22 protein-coding genes are annotated in these 20,385 nt (G+C 61.6%); 11 read left to right on the forward strand and 11 right to left on the reverse strand.

Features of this window, described 5'->3' with window-relative positions:
• Positions 1–188: 188 nt before the first annotated feature.
• The 4 genes from QTL96_RS01295 to QTL96_RS01310 form a co-directional block, all read right to left on the reverse strand.
• Positions 189–794, reverse strand: coding sequence for a transglutaminase-like cysteine peptidase (locus QTL96_RS01295; protein WP_018899921.1), 606 nt, complete (start codon positions 792–794; stop codon positions 189–191).
• A gap of 373 nt (positions 795–1,167) precedes the next feature.
• The gene (pip, locus tag QTL96_RS01300) at positions 1,168–2,136 is read right to left on the reverse strand and encodes a prolyl aminopeptidase (RefSeq protein ID WP_289726391.1); all 969 of its coding nucleotides are present in this window, start codon (positions 2,134–2,136) and stop codon (positions 1,168–1,170) included.
• A gap of 62 nt (positions 2,137–2,198) precedes the next feature.
• Positions 2,199–2,810 carry a PilZ domain-containing protein gene (locus QTL96_RS01305; RefSeq protein ID WP_289726392.1) on the reverse strand — a complete coding sequence of 204 codons (612 nt, stop codon included), beginning with the start codon at positions 2,808–2,810 and terminating at the stop codon, positions 2,199–2,201.
• A gap of 88 nt (positions 2,811–2,898) precedes the next feature.
• On the reverse strand, positions 2,899–3,540 hold the full coding sequence (locus QTL96_RS01310; protein ID WP_183794724.1) for a PAS domain-containing protein: 642 nt from the start codon (positions 3,538–3,540) through the stop codon (positions 2,899–2,901).
• Between the two features lie 303 nt (positions 3,541–3,843).
• Between QTL96_RS01310 and QTL96_RS01315 the strand changes: the two genes are divergently transcribed.
• Together QTL96_RS01315 and QTL96_RS01320 are read left to right on the forward strand one after the other, a co-directional pair.
• A complete protein-coding gene (locus QTL96_RS01315; protein WP_289726393.1) occupies positions 3,844–4,611 on the forward strand; it encodes a rhomboid family intramembrane serine protease in 768 nt (255 codons plus the stop codon).
• A gap of 102 nt (positions 4,612–4,713) precedes the next feature.
• Positions 4,714–5,148: a CBS domain-containing protein gene (locus tag QTL96_RS01320; protein WP_047510387.1), complete on the forward strand. Its 435-nt coding sequence runs from the start codon at positions 4,714–4,716 to the stop codon at positions 5,146–5,148.
• Between the two features lie 20 nt (positions 5,149–5,168).
• Here QTL96_RS01320 and QTL96_RS01325 read toward each other — a convergent pair whose 3' ends face one another.
• The 3 genes from QTL96_RS01325 to folE form a co-directional block, all read right to left on the reverse strand.
• Positions 5,169–6,131, reverse strand: coding sequence for a patatin-like phospholipase family protein (locus tag QTL96_RS01325; RefSeq protein ID WP_113200216.1), 963 nt, complete (start codon positions 6,129–6,131; stop codon positions 5,169–5,171).
• Positions 6,132–6,240: 109 nt separating this feature from the next.
• Positions 6,241–6,699, reverse strand: coding sequence for a phosphoribosyl-AMP cyclohydrolase (hisI, locus tag QTL96_RS01330; RefSeq protein WP_018899914.1), 459 nt, complete (start codon positions 6,697–6,699; stop codon positions 6,241–6,243).
• A gap of 24 nt (positions 6,700–6,723) precedes the next feature.
• Positions 6,724–7,338 (reverse strand): GTP cyclohydrolase I FolE, encoded by a 615-nt coding sequence (folE, locus tag QTL96_RS01335; RefSeq protein WP_018899913.1) that lies wholly within the window; start codon positions 7,336–7,338, stop codon positions 6,724–6,726.
• Positions 7,339–7,641: 303 nt separating this feature from the next.
• On the opposite strand from folE, the gene QTL96_RS01340 reads away from it, so the two are divergent.
• The 4 genes from QTL96_RS01340 (at position 7,642) to thrS (ending at position 11,153) form a co-directional block, all read left to right on the forward strand.
• Positions 7,642–8,088 (forward strand): iron-sulfur cluster assembly scaffold protein, encoded by a 447-nt coding sequence (locus QTL96_RS01340; protein ID WP_289726394.1) that lies wholly within the window; start codon positions 7,642–7,644, stop codon positions 8,086–8,088.
• 10 nt (positions 8,089–8,098) lie between these two features.
• On the forward strand, positions 8,099–8,500 hold the full coding sequence (yidD, locus tag QTL96_RS01345; protein ID WP_289727148.1) for a membrane protein insertion efficiency factor YidD: 402 nt from the start codon (positions 8,099–8,101) through the stop codon (positions 8,498–8,500).
• Positions 8,497–9,024: a DUF1697 domain-containing protein gene (locus QTL96_RS01350; protein ID WP_289726395.1), complete on the forward strand. Its 528-nt coding sequence runs from the start codon at positions 8,497–8,499 to the stop codon at positions 9,022–9,024. Before yidD ends, QTL96_RS01350 begins: the two co-directional genes overlap by 4 nt.
• A 122-nt stretch (positions 9,025–9,146) precedes the next feature.
• Positions 9,147–11,153 (forward strand): threonine--tRNA ligase, encoded by a 2,007-nt coding sequence (gene thrS / locus QTL96_RS01355; protein ID WP_289726396.1) that lies wholly within the window; start codon positions 9,147–9,149, stop codon positions 11,151–11,153.
• A gap of 83 nt (positions 11,154–11,236) precedes the next feature.
• On the opposite strand, the gene QTL96_RS01360 is transcribed toward thrS, so the two are convergent.
• Positions 11,237–12,331 (reverse strand): hypothetical protein, encoded by a 1,095-nt coding sequence (locus QTL96_RS01360; RefSeq protein ID WP_289726397.1) that lies wholly within the window; start codon positions 12,329–12,331, stop codon positions 11,237–11,239.
• 113 nt (positions 12,332–12,444) lie between these two features.
• On the opposite strand from QTL96_RS01360, the gene QTL96_RS01365 reads away from it, so the two are divergent.
• The 3 genes from QTL96_RS01365 (at position 12,445) to QTL96_RS01375 (ending at position 14,893) form a co-directional block, all read left to right on the forward strand.
• On the forward strand, positions 12,445–13,029 hold the full coding sequence (locus QTL96_RS01365; RefSeq protein ID WP_289726398.1) for a nitroreductase: 585 nt from the start codon (positions 12,445–12,447) through the stop codon (positions 13,027–13,029).
• Positions 13,029–13,631, forward strand: coding sequence for a flavin reductase family protein (locus QTL96_RS01370; protein ID WP_289726399.1), 603 nt, complete (start codon positions 13,029–13,031; stop codon positions 13,629–13,631). Before QTL96_RS01365 ends, QTL96_RS01370 begins: the two co-directional genes overlap by 1 nt.
• A gap of 122 nt (positions 13,632–13,753) precedes the next feature.
• Positions 13,754–14,893, forward strand: a complete 1,140-nt coding sequence (locus QTL96_RS01375; protein WP_289726400.1) for a DUF2336 domain-containing protein — start codon at positions 13,754–13,756, stop codon at positions 14,891–14,893.
• Here QTL96_RS01375 and QTL96_RS01380 read toward each other — a convergent pair whose 3' ends face one another.
• Both QTL96_RS01380 and QTL96_RS01385 read right to left on the reverse strand, forming a co-directional pair.
• On the reverse strand, positions 14,894–15,301 hold the full coding sequence (locus QTL96_RS01380; RefSeq protein WP_289726401.1) for a hypothetical protein: 408 nt from the start codon (positions 15,299–15,301) through the stop codon (positions 14,894–14,896).
• 140 nt (positions 15,302–15,441) lie between these two features.
• Complete coding sequence (locus tag QTL96_RS01385) at positions 15,442–16,611, reverse strand: AI-2E family transporter (protein WP_112945729.1); 1,170 nt, start codon at positions 16,609–16,611, stop codon at positions 15,442–15,444.
• Between the two features lie 411 nt (positions 16,612–17,022).
• Here QTL96_RS01385 and QTL96_RS01390 point away from each other — a divergent pair, with 411 nt between their 5' ends.
• Positions 17,023–17,646, forward strand: coding sequence for a GntR family transcriptional regulator (locus QTL96_RS01390; protein WP_289726402.1), 624 nt, complete (start codon positions 17,023–17,025; stop codon positions 17,644–17,646).
• The gene (locus QTL96_RS01395) at positions 17,643–18,098 is read left to right on the forward strand and encodes an OsmC family protein (RefSeq protein ID WP_289726403.1); all 456 of its coding nucleotides are present in this window, start codon (positions 17,643–17,645) and stop codon (positions 18,096–18,098) included. Before QTL96_RS01390 ends, QTL96_RS01395 begins: the two co-directional genes overlap by 4 nt.
• A gap of 15 nt (positions 18,099–18,113) precedes the next feature.
• Here QTL96_RS01395 and parE read toward each other — a convergent pair whose 3' ends face one another.
• The gene (gene parE / locus QTL96_RS01400) at positions 18,114–20,207 is read right to left on the reverse strand and encodes a DNA topoisomerase IV subunit B (RefSeq protein WP_289726404.1); all 2,094 of its coding nucleotides are present in this window, start codon (positions 20,205–20,207) and stop codon (positions 18,114–18,116) included.
• Positions 20,208–20,385 lie beyond the last annotated feature (178 nt).

Genomic DNA, 20,385 nt, shown 5'->3' on the forward strand with positions numbered 1-20,385 from the left:
GGGGCGATGATCGGGCTTGCGTGGTTAATTAATCGTTAATCGGGGCGCCGAACTCATGCCGATGGCCCATAAAAAGCGAGCCGCTCCTGGGACAGCAGGAGCGGCTCTTGAGACGCCGGTCTGGACGTGCATGCGGGGACGGGACCAGGCGCCTTGCTTGCCCACCGGATTTGCTCCGGCGGATGGAATTACTTGACGCTACCGACAGCCACGGCGCGGCCGTCCTGAAGCTTGACCCAGCGGGTCGGATCGCTGGACGACTGGCGCTTCAGGTAGGTGTACTCGGTATCGGCCCAGAGCATGACCTTGTTGCGCATGTTGTCGAGAATGAAGTCGCCGCGATCGGTGCGAACGGTCAGCACGGCGTGACCATCGCCATTCGGCTGAAGCACGACAGTCATCAGCAGGTTCGACGGCGAGAAGCCGGCTTCGATCAGCATCTTGCGCTTCAGAAGCGCGTAGTCTTCGCAGTCGCCTGCGGTCTTCGGATAGGCCCAGCGTTCCTCGACGCCGTAGATTTCCATGTCGGTCATCGGCGTGATCTCCGAGTTGACCTGGTAGTTGATCTTCAGGATCGTCTTCCAGCTGTCTTCGGTCAGCACCATCGTGCCCTGGTCGCCGGCCGCGTTCTTGCAGTCCTCAGGAATTTCCTTGCAGAACTGGTAGGCGCCGATCGGCGGGCTGGTGTTGCCGAGAACGGTCATGCTCTGGTAGCCGGCCTGTCCGACGCCTGCCATCGACATGAGCATCGCAGCAGCGGCGAGGCCGCCCTTGATGAAGTTTGTTATCGTCATTTGTATGTCCCCGTTTGTGTGGAGACATTGCCAGACGTGTTTTTACTCGACGCAAAATTCAGAAGCAAAATTAAAGGCTTAGTTGATTTAAAAGCGCGTCGAATTCAACTAAAATCAACATCGAATTTTACTGAAATTCGAGGGGAATCTTTACCAAGATTGCTTCAACTTTTATCTTTCTCGAAAAGCCTCGCCGCCATCGGATGGCTCGTTTCGAGGCAAAAGATTAACGCCGACGGCCACGGCGCGATTTCGGTAATATTGCGTTCATCATGTGGCTTGGAGGGAATTGGCGTTCTGTAGGCCGCCGGAAGGCCGGATTCGCCCGTAAATGACGCGTTTTGGGCCGCTTTTTAAGGTGATGCGTCGAAAATTATTTTTGAGAAATTTCGCGAAATCTGTCGGTCGCGGCGATAATTGCGCGCGCCATGCCGTCGTTATCGGGTGCATGGGCGGCGTTTTCGACGATGATGAGCTCGCTTCCCGGCCACGCGCGCGCCAATTCCCATGCGGTGGTCAATGGCGCCTCTAGGTCGAGCCGTCCCTGAACGAGAACGCCGGGGATCGAGGCCAGCTTTCCTGCGTCCCGCAACAGCGCACCTTCCTCAAGCCACGCCGCATGGCTGAAGTAGTGGGTTACGATCCGCGCGCGGGTGAGCAGATACTCCGGATTGCGCCAGCGTCGCGGATAGCCCAAGGGATTGTTAAGCAGGATGGACGCCGCCTCCCAATCGTGCCAGTCCCGCGCCGCCTTCAACCGCACGTCGAGATCGGGCCCATTGAGCAATTCTCGATAACCCGCAAGAACGCCCTTGGCTCTCATGTCACTGGGAAGGGACGCGTTGAGCCGATTCCATTCCTCGGGAAACGGCGCGGCCATTCCCTGTGTCAGCCATTCGATTTCCGATCGCCGCGTTGTCGTCACGCCGGCGAGCACCATGGCCGCGACGCGGGCCGGATGGGTCTGCGCATAAGCGAGCGCAAGCGTGGATCCCCAGGATGTCCCGAACAGCACCCAATCAGTCACCTCAAGATGACAACGGAGTTTCTCTATGTCGTCGATCAGGTGCCAAGTCGTGTTGGTGGAAAGATCCGCCCCCATGTCAGCGGCATTGGGAAGACTGCGGCCGCAATTTCTCTGGTCGAACAGGATGATCCGATAGGCGGACGGGTCGAAATAGCGTGCCGCCGAGGGCGATGCGCCGGAGCCCGGCCCGCCATGCAGATAGAGCGCCGGCCGTCCATGCGGATTGCCGTAGCTCTCCCAATGGATCAGATGGCCGTCTCCGACATCGAGGAGGCCGTGATCGTAAGCTTCAATCTCGGGATAAAGAATCGACATTGTTCGCACCTCCTGAAGAGGCGCTTCAATCCATCAGCTTTGTGAAGCCGGGATGACGGTGATCAGAGAAATTCGCGCAGCGTATCGCGCGATTGCAGCGACAGGAACTCGATCGCGACACCTTCGACGAAGTGACGCACCACGCGGCCGCGCATGTTGCCGAGGCGAAGCGCTGTGCCGATCGCCGGGCGAACCTCGACGTCGACGGCGGCGCCGGAAAGCGACAAGTCCATGATCCGGCACATATACTGCGTACCGTCCTCGAGCGTGATTTCCGTCTGCGTCTCGCGAGGCATAAGGCGATCGTGGCGGCGATCTTCCGGCAGGCCGAGTTCGTGCTTGTTGGCAAGCCACGTCAGCTGTGCGGCAAGCTTCTCGCGCTTGCGCTCGGTGGCGTGAATGGACATGTTGAAGCCACGGCTGTCGAGCGTCTGGACATAGCCTTCGACGCGACCGAGGTGATCGATATAAGCAACGACGCGTTCGTTGACGCGCGGGCGGCCCTGGCAGGTCACATACATGTCGCCGGGCGACATATCGATGACCAGGCACTCGAATTCCTCGTAATTTGCCAGCATCAGGCGGCCCTGCATATTGATGGGCACGCGCTGGAATGCACCTTGTTCAAGGCGAGGCGCAGTTTTTTGCGTCTGAGCTTGCTGGAAAGCGTGCATCAAAGGGCTTCTTTTAAAAATAGCTTGGCGCCAAGCTTTACTCGCAATCCATTAACAGAAGGTTGTTCAGGCGAGGGTGATTTACCGCTCAGCGGTAGTGCCGAAATGGTGCATCCTGTTTCACGGGCTCATCCATCAGGCTGGACATCAGACGGCGCACCGTATCGGCGATCGACCGGCTGCCGCTGGTCGCCGCACGGGGCTCGTTCGCGCCGCTTTGCGTGCTCTCCGCCGGGTCGAGCTGCTCATGCAACAACCGGCTGCGGTCGAGCGCCAGGAACTGCAGCGGAACGACCTCCAGCCAGCTCGCGGTCGTGGCCGGCGCTATCGCACCGAGCAGCTTGTCGCATTCCCCCTCGGCATTGCGCAGCGGCAGAAGAATGATCTCGAAGGCGGCGCGATGGCCGGCAGTGCTGTATCCTGTGGCGTTCAGCAAGGCCGGGATCCCGTGCTCCATGACGCCGACAGCCGTCTTCTCGATGTCCTCGTGACCGTGCGCCCAAAGCTCCGACAGACAGCTGCCGCCAAGGTCGTGGCCGAAGAGATCGCAGATACGCGTGCCGGCGAGACGGAAGGTGACGCGGCCGGCGCCTGACGTCTCGAGCATGAAGAGGCTGGAGAGAAGCTGCCTGATATCGCGTGGCTCCACCTGCGTCCGCAGGGGAGCGATCTCGCTGCCGCGTAGCTTGTTCCAGTAGTCGAAGATCTGGATGGTGGTGTTGAGGCGCATGGAACTGCCGATCTGTTTCATTTCGGTTCAAACAGCGGCCATCATGGCCACCCTGCCCCATGCCATGCGGATTTCATGCCAGATCCGGGCAGTTAAGGTTAAGGAAGGGTTTCGATTGTCTGTGGCGGCCTCTCGTGCCAGTATCTTTTCATTGCTTCCGGTATTGGAAGTTCAGCATGAATTGCTCGGGCGCGAGGTCATTCTCGGGGGACGCTCAGCAAGCCGTTCGGTAGATTGCCGGACGGCTTTTTTTTTGACCTGTCGTCCTGTAAGCCAGTGCACGCGAAGTGAACGAGGAATGCAATGGACGATACGAACGAGCCGCACCAGCCGACCGAGCCCGCCGCCAAGCCGCCGCGTCCGCCCATTTTCAATCTTCCAGGCGCCATTGTCGCAACGATCGGTCTCCTGGCGGCGATCTATGCCGTGCAGGCGATTTTCCTGACTGAAAGCGGCGTCGACACGCTGTTCTTCGATTTCGGCTTCATCCCGCTGCGCTACATCACGCCTTTGGCGGAGCAGGGCCCGCAATTGTTCTGGACGCCGCTCACCTATTCGCTGCTGCACGGTAATATCGAGCATATCCTGTTCAACGGGCTTTGGCTTATGGCGTTCGGCGCCCCGGTCGCCCGCCGCATCGGCTGGGTTCGCTACACGGTCTTCTGGGTGCTCGCCGCCGTCGCATCGGCAGCTCTTCACGCCGCGCTGAATTGGGGACAGGCCACGGTGCTGATCGGCGCCTCCGGCGTGGTGTCGGCCCTGATGGGCGCAGCCTGCCGCTTTGCGTTCCCGTCGGAGCGCCGCGTGGCGCTTCCCGCCCATCTCAATCCTCGGCTCTCGATCGCGGAAACCTTCCGCAGCCGCACCGTCGTCATGTTCATGCTCTTCTGGTTCGTCGGCAATATTTTGATCGCCGTCGGCATCCCACTGATCGGTGACACCGGCGCGCCGATCGCCTGGGACGCCCATATCGGCGGCTTTCTCTTCGGCTTCGTGCTGTTTTCGCTTTTCGACCGCCCGCCGCCCGAACTTCCCTCTATTTCAGAGGATGCGGATATATTGCAATCCTGACCGTTGAAGTGCACCATTCGAACTGATCCGCGTTGGGAGGAGAGACCGCCGCGGATGCCTGTGATCAGCTGAAGTGTCTCACTTTCGACATAGGAGGTTCAAATGTCCAATACAGTCAAAGCCATACTGGATGCCAAGGGCAGGGACGTCGTCACCGCCGGCCCCAACACGACCGTTTCCGAAGCCGCCGCGATTCTAAGCAAGAAGAAGATCGGCGCCATCGTCATCGTCGGCATGGAAAACAAGATCGCCGGGATTTTTACCGAGCGCGACGTGGTTCACGCCATCGCAAAGTCTGGCCCCGCCTGTCTTGATAGCTCGGTCGCATCGGTGATGACGGCGAAGGTCTATCGCTGCAACGAGGCAACGACCGTCAACGAACTGATGGAGCTGATGACCAGCCGGCGCTTCCGCCATGTGCCGGTCGAAACCGCTGGCAAGCTTGCCGGCATCATCTCGATCGGTGACGTGGTCAAGACCCGTATCGCCGAGGTCGAACGCGAGGCCGAGGACATCAAGGCCTATATCGCAGGCTGAATGAAGGCGCGCCGGCTTGCTCAGCTGGAGCCGGCGAACAACTCCTGCATGCGCCTCAACTCGGGAAGCCGCGCCGTGGCTTCCTGATAGCCGCGCTCGATTGCTTCGCCGGCGCGATGAAACTCCGAGAGACCGATATCGCTCAATCTCGGTTGAAGCGAGATATCCGGCGGATCGCCCGCGAGACGCGCCCGCGCGATGCGGTCCTGGATGATATTGAACGCCTGCACCATCACACCTGTCATGCCAAGCTTGGCGTAAGGCGCGTGTTCCTGCTTCTGCACTTCCGACGGCGTCAGGCTGGCGCTGTGGCGCACCACGGCCGAGCGGCCATAAATGTCGTAGTTCAGGTTGACGGCCACGACCAACGGCTGCTCGTAGGCACGGCAGACCGAGACGGGAACGGGATTGACCAGCGCGCCGTCGACCAGCGTCCGATGATTGCTGCGAACCGGCTCGAAAATGCCGGGCAGGGCATAAGACGCCCTGAGCGCCGTGATCAGCGAGCCGTTGGCGATCCAGACCTCGTGGCCGCTATTGACTTCGGCCGACACCGCGACGAACGGGCGGTCGAGATCCTCGACATTCAGCCCTTCCAGGTGTTCCTGCATGCGCTTGGTGAGCCGCATGCCGCCGAACAGGCCGCTGCCACCAATGGTCAGATCGAGTAGGCTGGCGATCCGGCGCATGGTCAGCGACCGCGCGAAACTCTCGAGCTCATCGAGCTTGCCCGCCAGATAGCAACCGCCGACCAACGCGCCGATCGACGTTCCCGCGATCATGCCGATCTCGATGCCCGCTTCGTCGAGCGCCCTGAGCACGCCGATATGCGCCCAGCCGCGCGCAGCGCCGCCACCAAGGGCAAGTGCCAGCTTCGGTTTCTTCGGTGTAGGGGCGGGGAGCTTGATGTCGGAGGGCGAGGCGATGCCAGCGTCGGAACCGACGGCTTCGGAGCCTTGACGGATCAAACTCCAGCTCACCATGGCAAACCTCCCCGTGGCACGACGCGCAGGCAAATATTAGTGCGCCGCCACCCTTTCGAATTGGTATATGGCCGCCCCTCCTGACCCAAAAAGAGACGGCATGCCGTTGTTACGGCTCTTTTCCGTAGACTTCGTGAGGATCGAACTGGCGCTCGTCGTCGGCGATTTCGAGCATCGGCTTGCCGTCTTCCAGGCTCACCGTCCGATAGAAGCAGGAACGGCGACCAGTGTGGCAGGTCGCGTCGTGACCGGCAACTTCGACCTTTAGCCAAATTGCATCCTGGTCGCAGTCGGTGCGGATTTCCTTGACCGTCTGGATGTTGCCCGAGGTTTCGCCCTTCAGCCAGAGCTTGCCGCGCGAGCGGCTGAAATAGTGGGCCTGGCCGGTCTGGATGGTCAGCGCCAATGCCTTGGCGTTCATATGCGCCACCATGAGCAGTTCGCCGTCATGGGCATCCGTCACGATAGCGGTGATCAGGCCGCGGTCATCGAACCGCGGCGTGAAATCACCGGCATCCTCGAGCTCGGACTTGTCTTCGGACGGCGCATTGAAGGCAAATGGCATCATCGCGGCTTTCTGAAATGAAGCCGGTCAGCGGCTCCGCACCATGGAAATAAACCGGGCTTGATCAGCCGGCTCAGTTTTAAATGTGCCGGTGAAGGTTGTCGTCAATGTGGTCGAGCCCTGTTTCTGAACGCCGCGCATTGCCATGCACATATGTTCGGCTTCGATCATCACGGCGACGCCGCGCGGAGCGAGCGTTTCGTCGATCGAACGGGCGATCTGGGCGGTCATGGTTTCCTGCGTTTGCAGGCGGCGGCCATAGATTTCAACGACGCGCGCGATCTTCGACAGGCCTAGAACCTTGCCGTCGGGCATGTAGGCCACATGCGCCTTGCCGATGATCGGAACCATGTGGTGCTCGCAATGCGAGAAGAACGGAATGTCCTTCACCAGCACCATGTCGTCATAGCCGGCGACCTCTTCGAAGGTGCGGCCAAGCACCTCTTCGGCATCCATCTCATAGCCGGCGAAAAGCTCGCGATAGGCTTTCGCGACACGCGCCGGCGTATCCAGCAAACCCTCGCGCGCAGGATCGTCGCCGGCCCAGCGGAGCAGCGTACGCACCGCGTCTTCGGCTTCCTTCTGGCTTGGGCGATTGGCGTCTGGCGTGGTCTGCGGAAAGTTCTTTACGATGGCGTCCATCTGCAACTGTCTCCTGATCCGCAATGCGGACCGTATTTCGGACTAGCCACTGGCAATCCCACTCGGGAATAGTGCACCTTTGGCAGGCTCCGGGGCTTTCAGGGCGAAATTCTGCGGCCCATCCGGCACGGTTTCCCATTCAAACTTACCCGAGGCCATTGCATTTTTATGGCCTTCGAACGACATACATATAGGAAAACGGCATCGCTATGTAAGTCTTCCAGCGCGACACGGTGTGTTTTTGTTTGTGCTACAATAAACAATCAGCCGCCTATCCGCATGAAATATGGAGCGGAATACCCGATGGACGACATCTACAACAGTAAAATTCTCGAATTTGCCGGTAATATTCCGCTGATCGGCGCTATCGTCGATGCCGACGCCAGCGCCCAGGCGCACTCCAAGCTCTGCGGCTCGAAGGTCAGGATCTGGCTGAAGATGGACGGTGATACGGTCTCGGCCTTCGCCCACGACGTCAAGGCCTGCGCGCTCGGCCAGGCCTCGTCCTCGATCATGGCCCGGCATGTGGTCGGCGCAACGGCGCAGGAGTTGCGCCAGGCGCGCGCCGATATGCTCGCCATGCTGAAGGAAGACGGCGAGGGGCCGTCGGGGCGTTTCGAGGACATGCGTTATCTCCGGCCGGTCCGCGAGTACAAGGCCCGCCACGCCTCCACCATGCTGACCTTCGACGCCGTGGTCGATGCGATCGGGCAGGTTGAGGCCAAGCGTGCCGAGACCGTGGAAGCCTGAGCGGATCGCCATGTGCCAGTTCTGCTCGCTGAACCACGATGACGACGAGGACGAAGGCGGCGCGGCCGCTTCGCCGCGGAAGAAACCAGTTCATCACTCGCGCAATTATACCGGCCCTTTCCGCAAGACACCGGACCGCTTGTTCGGCATGGGTTTGATCCGGCTCTACCAACTGACCCTATCCGGCTTCATCGGCAATTCCTGCCGCCACATCCCGACATGCTCCGAATACGGCTACGAGGCCATTGCCCGGCACGGCCTGTGGAGCGGTGGATGGATGACGCTGTTTCGCGTCGGCCGCTGCGGCCCCGGCGGCACCAGCGGTCTCGACCGCGTGCCGGAGGTGCTGGGTGACCGTTTCCATTGGTGGACGCCGTGGCGCTATCTCGCGTTCGGCCGCAAGCCGACGTGACCGTTTACGTCGCGCTCCTCCATAGCATCGTTCTGGCGCCGGGCCGCAGGGTGATCATGTCCGACCTCCGCGACATGGCCACGTCGCTCGGCTACCGCAATCCGCGCACGCTCGTTTCAACGGGCAACATGGTCTTCGAGGCGCCATCGTCACCGATTGGAGACATGGAGGCGCGGCTGGAGCAGGCGTTCCTCACGCGCTTCGGCAAGCCGGTCGATATCCTCGTCAGAACGGCCGAGGATTGGCGCAAGATCGCCGCCGCCAATCCGTTCCCTGATGGTGATGGCAGCCAGGTGATCCTGCGCGTCATGCGAAAGCCGCTCGACCGTACCGTCATCGAGAGGCTGCAGTCCTACGCCCAGCCGAACCAGCGCCTTGCCGTCATCGGCGGCGATCTCTGGATCGATTTCGCCGGCAAGCCCAGCGAATGGAAACTGCTTTCCGCCCTGACGACCAAGCGCATGGGTGTCGGCACGCTGCGCAACTGGAACACCGTTCGCGGCCTCGCCGAAATGCTCGGTTAAACCGTCTTTTTCTTTACTGCGACGGCAAATCCCGGTATCAGGCGGCGGCGTATTCGTGATCCGAAACGCATCATTGCAACCACCCGCATTCGTTGGCGGGACTGGACAAGGAGAAGTCTAAAATGTCCCAATCCGTTTCCCTGACATTCCCCGATGGTTCCGTGCGCAGCTACGACGCTGGCGCAACCGGCAAGGATGTCGCTGAATCCATTTCCAAGTCGCTTGCCAAGAAGGCCGTCGCCATCGCGATCGACGGCACCGTGCGCGACCTTTCCGATCCCGTCGTCGACGGCACGATCGAGATCATCACCCGCACCGATCCGCGCGCGCTCGAGCTTATCCGCCACGACTCGGCCCACGTCATGGCCGAAGCCGTGCAGGAGCTCTGGCCCGGCACGCAGGTCACGATCGGCCCGGTGATCGAGAACGGATTCTATTACGACTTCGCCAAGAACGAGCCCTTCACGCCTGACGATCTGCCGAAGATCGAAAAGAAGATGAAGGAGATCATTTCGCGCAACGCTGCCTTCACCAAGCAGATCTGGTCGCGCGAGAAGGCTAAGGAAGTCTTCGCCGCCAAGGGCGAAAACTACAAGGTCGAGCTCGTCGACGCGATCCCTGAAGGACAGGATCTGAAGATCTACAATCAGGGCGAATGGTTCGACCTTTGCCGCGGCCCGCACATGGCCTCCACCGGCCAGATCGGCACGGCCTTCAAGCTGATGAAGGTTGCCGGTGCTTACTGGCGTGGCGACAGCAACAACGCGATGCTGTCGCGCATCTACGGTACGGCCTGGGCCGAGCAGGCGGATCTCGACAACTACCTGCACATGCTGGCGGAAGCCGAAAAGCGCGATCACCGCAAGCTTGGCCGCGAGATGGATCTGTTCCATTTCCAGGAAGAAGGCCCTGGCGTCGTATTCTGGCACGGCAAGGGCTGGCGGATGTTCCAGGCGCTGACCTCCTACATGCGTCGCCGCCTTGCCGGCACCTATGAAGAGGTCAACGCGCCGCAGGTTCTCGATGCCTCGCTCTGGGAGACCTCGGGTCACTGGGGCTGGTACCAGGAGAACATGTTCGCGGTGAAGTCGGCCTATGCCTTCACGCATCCGGAGGACAAGGAAGCCGACAACCGCGTTTTCGCGCTGAAGCCGATGAACTGCCCAGGTCACGTGCAGATCTTCAAGCACGGCTTGAAGTCCTATCGCGAGCTGCCGATCCGTCTGGCCGAGTTCGGCACGGTGCACCGTTACGAGGCCTCCGGCGCGCTGCACGGCCTGATGCGCGTTCGCGGCTTCACCCAGGACGACGCGCACGTCTTCTGCACGGAAGAGCAGATGGCGGCCGAATGCCTGCGCATCAATGATCTGATCCTGTCGGTCTATGAAGACTTCGGTTTCAAGGAAATCGTCGTCAAGCTCTCGACCCGTCCTGAAAAGCGCGTCGGCTCCGACGCTCTGTGGGATCGCGCCGAGGCCGTCATGACCGAAGTGCTGAAGACGATCGAGGAGCAGTCGGAAGGCCGCATCAAGACCGGCATCCTGCCGGGCGAGGGCGCGTTCTACGGTCCGAAGTTCGAATATACGCTGAAGGACGCCATCGGCCGTGAATGGCAGTGCGGCACCACGCAGGTCGACTTCAACCTGCCGGAACGCTTCGGCGCCTTCTATATCGACAGCAACTCCGAAAAGACGCAGCCGGTGATGATCCATCGCGCCATCTGCGGCTCGATGGAGCGCTTCCTCGGTATCCTGATCGAGAACTTCGCCGGCCATCTGCCGCTGTGGATGTCGCCGCTGCAGATCGTCGTCGCGACGATCACGTCGGAAGCCGACGCTTACGGCGAAGAAGTGGCCGAGGCGCTGCGCGAGGCAGGCCTCCACGTCGAGACCGACTTCCGCAACGAGAAGATCAACTACAAGGTCCGCGAACACTCGGTCACCAAGGTGCCGGTCATCATCGTTTGCGGCAAGAAAGAAGCCGAAGAGCGCACGGTCAACATCCGCCGTCTCGGCAGCCAGGAGCAGAGCTCGATGTCGCTCGATGACGCGATCGCTGCCCTGACGCACGAAGCGACGCCGCCGGATGTGCTGCGCAAGGCAGCCGCCAGAAAGGCGAAGGCCGCCTGAGGCCTTCGTGATCCCGGACTGAAAAACGAAAACGCCCGGTCAGCAATGACCGGGCGTTTTGCATTGACAGCGATGTAGATGCGTCAGTCGGAATCGACGCCGCCTGATGCGGCGCCGCTCTGCAGCTGCTCGAACGAAGGCAGCGGCTGCGCGGCGTGGGATTGTTCCGTCGGGGTCTGCTGCTCCGGCGGCAGCTGCTGCAATGTCGTAGCGGCCGGACCCTGGTCCGGCTGCACGTCCTTCATCAGGACCTCGACATCGGTGTTCTTGCCGGCCTCGACCTTGAACTCGCGCTGATAGATCTTGTCCTTGTTGCGCGCGACGGCGGAATACTCGCCTTCGGCAAGCACCATCGTCGGAAACGCGCTGACGCTTTCGCCGACGCTGTCGCCCGCGGCCGTCAGGATCGACCAGGCGGTATCGGCTATGGCCTCGCCGCCCTTGTCGGACACAAGCTTGAAGGTGATCTGCGCCGCCTTGTGCTGGATTGTCGCCTCGGTGAGCTTGCCCGCTTCCACCTGGATGTCGGCGCGCACCGATGCGTTGGTCTCGCCGTAATCGGAGACGACGTGATAGGTGCCGGCGTTGAGCCGCACGACGGTATTCGGCGGCACGTCAGCCATCACCAGACCGCGCTCGCCGTCATCGCGCACATCGGCGGAATAGATCGAAAAACTCAGCTGATCCGGCCGGATTTTTACGTCCGATCCGGAGACCGCGTTGAGCAACAGTCCGCCGGCCTCCAGAACCATCGTCTGCTTTTCAAGCGCGCCGTCGTCGGGAACCGAGAGCTTGCGCGTCACGCCGGCGCGGCCGAAGGAAACGTTGACGAAATAGTCCCCCGGCGCCAGTTGGAAGTCGGCCGAGCCACCTTGGGAGCTGGCGATCAGCGGTAGCTTGCCGTCGCTGCCCGCGACAGGGCTGAACACATACCAGGAGAGCCCGTCCTTGACGGCTTCGCCCGATGCCGTGAGCTTCGCCTCGAGCGCGACGGAATGCAGCTTCGCGCCCTGCGGCGTCGTGCCGGGCGCGATGAAGGCGTTCAGCTTGGGCATCTTCGTCGTGGTGTCGAGCTGCTTGAACTCCTTGAAGGCTTCCTGCGCGCCGGCGCTGGCAGGGATCAAGGCAAGGAGGGCTACGGCAACACTCCAGCGGGCGTATGGCAAAATGCCGAGCATGTGTTTTGCGAACCAATTGACAACTGAAATGACAGAGGCCACTTCAAGACCAACCGGATGGCAAATTCAAGACCCATCCCCGATACCGCGATGAAAATGAGAGTTTCTTGCCTATGAGATCTGATATCAAGCTGATCGACTACCTTGGCGTCCGCCGTTCCATCCCCGCCTTCCAGATGTCCGAGCCCGGTCCCGAAAAGCCCGAGATCGAGGAAATCCTGCGCCTTGCCTCGCGCGTGCCGGATCACGGCAAGCTCGCGCCCTGGCGTTTCATCGTCTATCGCGGCGAGGAGCGTGCCCGTATCGGCGAGGAGCTTCTGAAGCTTGCTCTGGAAAAGAAGCCCGATCTCTCCGAAGAGATGATCAAGGTCGAGCGCAGCCGCTTCACCCGCGCGCCCGTCGTCGTCGCGGTCGTCAGCAAGGCCGGCCCTCACGTCAAGGTCCCAGAATGGGAACAGCTGATGTCGGCTGGCGCCGTCTGCCTCAACATCATATTCGCGGCCAACGCCCATGGCTGGGTCGCCAATTGGCTGACCGAGTGGTTCGCCTATGACGAGCGCGCCTATCCGCTGCTGGGCGTCGAGGAAGGCGAGAAGGTCGCCGGCTTTATCCACATGGGCTCGACGACGTTTCCGCCCGTCGAGCGCCCGCGCCCCGAGCTTTCCGAGACGGTCACCTGGGTCGGCGGGGAAGGCTGATGTTCTACACGACGGATCAGAACCGGCACGGCCTTGCGCACGATCCCTTCAAGGCGATCGTGTCGCCAAGGCCGATCGGCTGGATCGGCAGCAAGGGCAGGGATGGCACGCTCAACCTCGCGCCATACTCGTTCTTCAACGCCGTGTCGGATCGTCCGAAGCTCGTGATGTTTTCATCGAGCGGCCGCAAGGACAGCTACCGGAACGCCAGCGAGACCGGCGAGTTCACCTGCAACTTCGTGAGCCGCAACCTGATCGACAAGATGAACATGTCCTCGGCGGCCGTGGCCTACGACGTCGACGAATTCGCTTTGTCCGGGTTGACGCCGAAGAAGGGCGAGCTCGTCGATGCTCCCTATGTGGCCCAAGCCTTCGCGGTTCTGGAATGCAAGGTCACCGAGATCATCGAGCCGAAGTCGCTGAATGGCGAGCCGTCGGAGAATGTCATGATCTTCGGCCAGGTCGTCGGTATCCATATCGACGAGGCGATCCTGCGCGATGGCCGCATCGACATGGGGCTGGCGAGACCGGTCGCGCGCCTGGGCTACATGGATTACAGCGAAAGCAGCGACGTGTTCGAGCTATTCCGACCCAAGGCCTGATCGTCCGTCGGTGCTGCTGAACGGTTAAAGTATATGGTGAACCAATCATAAACTTTTTGCCGTTACCGTCATCCTCAACACTTGGGGTGCGAGAGAATCGCACTTGAGGATTGGGGTTCGCGGTGATCGTAGAGGCATTTCTTCGTTGGGTTGAGACTGCCAAGGTTGGAGACCGGGCGAAGGCGGCGAGCGCGCTCGGCCGGGCCTACCTGCAGTCTGAAATGTCTCTAGACGAGCGCAAGGCGGCCGAGATGGCCATGACCTTCCTGCTCGACGACCCGTCGCCGAAGGTTCGTCTCGCCATGGCCGAAGCGATCGCCTGGTCGCCGGACGCGCCCCGCGCCATCGTCCTGTCTCTGGCTGGTGATCAGGCCGAGATCGCGTGCCATGCCATCACCTTCTCGCCGCTTCTGTCGGACGCCGATCTGGTTGATCTCGCAGCACGCGGCAGCGCCGTTACCCGCATGCTGATCGCCGCCCGCTCCAGCATTTCGCGCTCGGTCGCAGCCGCCTTGGCCGAGATTGGCGGCGCGGAAGACGTGCTGTGCCTGCTTGAAAACGAAGGCGCCGCTATTGCCCCGCAGGCGCTGAAGCGCATTGCCGAACGGCTGGGCGATGACTGTGAAGTTCGTAACCTCCTGCTCGATCGCCCGGACCTTCCGGCTGATGCCCGTCTGCTCTTGACGCAGCATGTCAGCGACGCCCTCATCAATCTGCCGCTGGCGCAGGCAGCGATCGGAACCGGTCGGCTGCAGCGCGTCGCCCGCGAGGCAACGGAAACCGCGATCGTCGCCATCGCCGGCGAGATCACGCCGCGCGAGGTTGCCGATCTGGTGGAGCATCTGCGCGTCAGCGGACGCCTGACGCCATCCTTCCTCATGCACACGCTCTGCTCCGGCAAGATCGAGTTCTTCGCCGGCGCCATCGTCAATCTGACCGGCTGCGACGAGCGGCGGGTGCGCTCTATTCTGGCGACCGGCCGCATGCATGCCGTGCGCGCGCTTTACGAATCGGCTGGCCTTGCGCGCGACATCAGCGTGATCTTCGTCGAAGCCACCTTGCTGTGGCGCGAGGCGTCGAAATCCACATCAGGCACGATGCTTGCCAATGTCTGCGGCCGGTTGCTGCAGAGCTTCCGTAGTCGCAACACCACGCATGGCGCGGTGCAGGAACTGCTGGAGATGGTCGAGAAGCTGCATGTCGCCGAGCAGCGACAGTCGGCACGCGGCTATGCCTACATGACGGCGCTCGCCGCCGCCTAGTTAATTGCTCAAACGCCTGACGACCCAGGAATAGCTTCCTGTTACGAAATGCACAGGCGTCGCGAGCGCGGATTTCATCGAATGGCCAGAGGGAAGGTGCGTGCGTACCTCTGCCGCCATTCTGGACGCGAGACCGGAAACCCCGGTCTGCGGCTTTTCCTCGGTGACGGCAGGCGCCGGTGCTGCGGCGACCACCTTGGGCTCAGGCGGCAGCGGCGGATGCGGCGGCTCACAGACGGCGATGACCGTCGGATAGCTGATGCTGGAATAATGCTTCAACTGCCGTTCGGAATCGGCATCGCACATCGCCACCGTCTCAAAGTGCTTTCCCACCGTCGCCACGTAATTGCACTGCGTGACCGAGTCGTTGCAGCCGAGGATGGTCATGGCGATGAGAACAGCTTGCATGGGGGCGCTTTCGATATTGAACCGTTCCCCTTAGACGCAGCAATTTCAACCAAATGAAGGCCGCTTTCCGGCATCCATGCGGAGCAAGATTACAATCAGGAAAGGTGACGCCGTCGATCAGCCTTCGGCGACTGGCTTGATCAGCCTTCGGCGACCCTCGGCGGTGGCGGAGCCTGCTCGTCGATCAGCACCTGCGGACCGAGATCGGGCTTTTCGGCCGTGCGAACCTCGTGCATCCATTCACGCCAGATCGCCACCAGAAGCGCCATCAGCACCGGGCCGATGAAGAGCCCCAGGAAGCCCATTGTCTTCACGCCGCCGATCAGACCGAAGAAGGTCGGCAGGAACGGCAGCTTGATCGGGCCGCCTACGAGCTTGGGGCGCAGCGTCTTGTCGACGATGAAGAGTTCGACGGTACCCCAGACGAACAGGCTGACGCCGGCAACGGGCGAGCCGCTGGCAAGCAGGTACAGCGACACCAGTGTGAACGACAGCGGCGCGCCGCCGGGGATCAGCGCCATGATGCCGGTGATGACGCCGAGCGTCACGGGCGAGGGCACGCCGGCGACCCAATAGGCGACACCGAGCACGATGCCTTCGCCGATGGCGATCAGCGTCATTCCCATCACGGTCGAGCTGATCGTGGCAGGCACCACGCGCGAGATCCGCTCCCAGCGGTTTGGCAGAATGCGCTCGCCGAGCATGTCGATCTGGCGGGAGAAATCCGCGCCGTCGCGATAGACGAAGAACAGCGCGATCAGCATGAAAAGCAGTGTCAGCAGCAGATGGAAGGCGCCACCGCCGGCGGCAAGCACCGCGCGGTAGATATTGCCGATATGCGCGCCGCTGACCGCCTGGATCAGTTCACCCATGCTGCCGGGGCTGCCGATATACTTGACCCAGAGCTCATCGAGATAGGGCCCGACAAATGGAAAGGCCGAAATCCACTGCGGCGTCGGTTCGCCAAAGCGGTTCACATGGATAAGCCAGCCGACCCATTCGCGCACTTCGCCCGTTGTGTAGGTGACGGCAAGCACGATCGGAGTGATGAGAAAGGTGACGATGAGTATGATTGCAATGGTCGCCGCGACCGTCGTATTGCCGCCGACCCTTTGCAGCAGCCGACGATAAAGCGGCCAGCTTGCAAACCCGATGACAAGCGCGGCCAGCACCGGCACGACGAAGCCGTAGAAGAAATAGACGCCTGCGGCCACGACAAGGATCAGAAGCCAGCGCGCCGCGGAGATCGAAGGGATGAGCGGCGTACGTGCGGGAGAGGATGGACCGATCCACCGCGACTCGCGCTGCATGTTGTTGTTCGGAAGGCTCACGTCGTCCTTTTCCCCCTTATTTCACCTAAGGATATGGGCCATGCATCCTTTGCACGCAAGCGCCATCACCGATTTAAGCCCGATGACGCCCCCGCCGCCGGTCCATCGGCCTGATCCGCAGGCTTCATAACCTTACATCACGCAATCATTAAGACAGAAACCCTTCGACATCCTTGTCATGGATCACGCTCGGTCTGCGCGATCGGCGATTTTCGTCGAGATCGCGCCGGTTTCGACCGATATTGGAACGAACTGGCGTCATCTGACGGAAATGTGATCCCGCAATTTTTGGCTGCCGCATGCCTGCGAAGCGTCGGTCGATCCTCATCCGCTGAACCAATCCCACTCCGAGACCTTGCGGCGATCATATGTCTCGGCTAGTTTGGATCCATGGATACAAATGAAATCATCACATCGCTTCGACGCGATATCGAAGCTGGACATCTCGGCGCCGGCACGGTTCTCAAACAGGAACATCTGGCGGAACGCTTCGGCGTCAGCCGCCAGCCCATCAGACAGGCGCTGGATAGGCTGCTGGCTTCCGGTCTTCTGGTGCGCCGCCCGGATCGCAGCCTTGCCGTGTCGGGTCTCGACGAGGAGCAGGCGCGTGAGCTCGCCGAAATTCGCTTGTCTTTGGAGACGACCGCGCTGCTGGCCTCGATCGAAGCGCTGACGGACAGCGATCTGCGCAAGGCTCGACGGCTGAACGAGGATTTGCTCGACGAAGAAGACCCGCAACAGCTCGAGGAACTAGACCTTGCGTTTCACCGCACCCTCTACGGCCGCTGCGGCAACGCGAGGCTGCTCGACATGATCGACACATACCGCCGTGAATCGCGTCGGGCGTATGCGCGGCAACCGAAAGGCTCGGAGGCCCGCCCGACGCTTTATCGCGAGCATCAGGCGATCATCGAGGCATGCGCCACGCGAGACGCCGATCTGGCGCGCCAGGCGCTTTCGCAACATCTGAAATTGACGACCGCAAGGCTTACCTGCGAAGGAGAAAAGGAATGACGACGTTTTCCGCACAGGTGGCGTGGAAGCTGGGCGAGGGCAGCTTTGTCGATGGGCGCTACAGCCGTGGCCACAACTGGACCTTCGACGGCGGCATCACGGTCCCGGCTTCCGCATCGCCGCACAATGTGCCGTTGCCCTATGCGGTCGCAGAGAATGTCGATCCGGAGGAAGCCTATGTCGCGGCGCTCTCCAGCTGCCACATGCTGTTCTATCTCTGGCTCGCCTCGAAGAAACGCATCGGTATCGACAGCTATGTCGATGATGCGATCGGCGTGATGGAGAAGGTCGATGGCCGCATGATGGTCAGCCGCGTCGAACTGCGCCCGAAGGTCGGTTACACCGGCGAAGTCCCAAGCCGTGAACTTGAGGAGCAGATGCACCACCAGGCACACGAACTCTGCTTCCTCGCCAACTCGGTAAAGACGGTGATCGAGATCAGGCTCGACTGAGCCTGATCCTAAACCTCAGATGTCGAGGTTTTCCGCGAAGGCGGCGCGGTCCTGGATGAAGCGGAAGCGGGCTTCCGGCTTCGTGCCCATGAGATCGTCGACCGCCGTGCGCGTGCCCTCGAAATCCACTTCGTCGATCAGCACGCGCAACATGGTGCGCTTGCTCGGATCCATGGTGGTTTCCTTGAGCTGGGCCGGCAGCATTTCGCCGAGACCTTTGAAGCGGCTGATCTCGACCTTCGTCTTGCCCTTGAACTCCGTCTCCATCAGCTCGGCGCGGTGACGATCGTCACGCGCATAGGCCGACTTCGCACCCTGCGTGATCTTGTAGAGCGGCGGTACGGCAAGGAAGAGGTGACCGCCACGCACGAGTTCGGGCATCTCCTGATAGAAGAAGGTGATGAGCAGCGATGCGATATGCGCGCCGTCGACATCGGCATCGGTCATGACGATGATGCGTTCGTAGCGAAGATCTTCCTCGCGATACTTCGAGCGTGTGCCGCAGCCGAGCGCCTGGACGAGGTCGGAGAGCTGCTGGTTGGCGCCAAGCTTTTCGCGGCCGGCGCTGGCGACGTTGAGGATCTTGCCGCGCAGAGGCAGGATCGCCTGGTTAGCGCGGTTGCGCGCCTGCTTGGCGGAGCCACCGGCCGAATCCCCTTCGACGATGAAAAGCTCGGCGCCCTGGGCGGTGTTTTGCGAGCAATCGGCAAGCTTGCCGGGCAGGCGCAGCTTGCGCACGGCCGTCTTGCGGTTGACTTCCTTTTCCTTGCGGCGGCGCAGGCGCTCTTCCGCGCGCTCGATCACCCAGTCGAGCAGCTTTGCCGTCTCGTTCGGGTTATCGGCGAGATAGTGGTCGAAGGGATCGCGCAGCGCGTTTTCGACAATGCGCTGGGCTTCGACAGTCGCAAGCTTGTCCTTCGTCTGACCGACGAATTCCGGTTCGCGGATGAACACCGAGAGCATGCCGACGGCTGAGATCATCACGTCGTCGGTGGTGATCTGCGCGGCGCGTTTGTTCTGTGTCAGCTCGCCATAGGCCTTGAGGCCCTTGGTCAGCGCGATGCGCAGACCGGCCTCGTGGGTGCCACCTTCAGGTGTCGGAATGGTGTTGCAATAGGAGTGAACCTGCGGATCACCGCCGTACCAGGTGATCGCCCATTCGAGCGAGCCGTGGCCGCTGGTCTTCTCCGTCTTGCCGGCGAAGATTTCGCGGGTGACGGTGAACTCCTTGCCCATCGTCGCCTGCAGATAGTCCTTCAGGCCGCCGGGGAAGTGGAAGACCGCCTTGTCGGGGATCTCGCCGCCTTCCTGCACGACACCAGGATCGCAGCTCCAGCGGATTTCGACGCCGCCGAACAGATAGGCCTTGGAGCGCGCCATGCGGAACACCCGGCCGGCATCGAACTTGGCGTGATCGCCGAAGATCTGCGGATCGGGATGGAAGCGGACGCGCGTGCCGCGGCGGTTGTGAACGTCGCCCAGCTCTTCCAGGCCACCCTGCGGAATGCCGCGCGAAAAGCGCTGGCGGTAGAGCTTGCGATTGCGCGCGACCTCGACTTCGAGAACATCCGAGAGCGCGTTGACGACCGACACGCCGACGCCATGCAGACCGCCCGATGTCTCGTAGGCCTTGCCGTCGAACTTGCCGCCGGCATGCAGTTTGGTCATGATGACTTCGAGTGTGGACTTGCCGGGAACCTGCGGGTGGTTCTCGACCGGGATACCGCGGCCGTTGTCGCTGACGGTGAGGAACCCCATCGCGTCGAGATGCACTTCGATGAAGTTGGCATGGCCCGCGACCGCTTCGTCCATCGAGTTGTCGATGACTTCGGCAAAGAGGTGGTGCAGCGCCTTCTCGTCGGTGCCGCCGATATACATGCCGGGACGCATGCGCACCGGCTCCAGGCCTTCCAGAACACGGATCGACGACGCGCCGTAGTCCTCGGACGTGGAACTCGCCGGCGGCGCCTGCCGTGGCGCGGCACTGGCGGCAGCGCTCGGCGCAGCCGAAGCGGCGACGGGCGCGGGGGCTGCCGCGGCCGGCTTTGGCGCATCCTCCTGCTTCTTGGTCAGGGGCATTCCGGAAAAGAGGTCGTTGCTATCGTCCATGGAGCCGTTCAGATCTTCATCTTGTCGTGGGGTGGCCGCTTGCGCTTGAGCCCGACCCAAAATCACCGCAATTCATGTCACGTTTGCGAGTCAGGCAGAGTCTGCCAGAAAGCACCTCGATACGCGACGCCACCTCATCGGGCGGACTTTCATTAAGAAATGATTTGCGTCCTGGGTC

The organism is Rhizobium sp. S163 (assembly GCF_030380805.1).
In the GTDB taxonomy this organism is placed as follows: domain Bacteria; phylum Pseudomonadota; class Alphaproteobacteria; order Rhizobiales; family Rhizobiaceae; genus Rhizobium.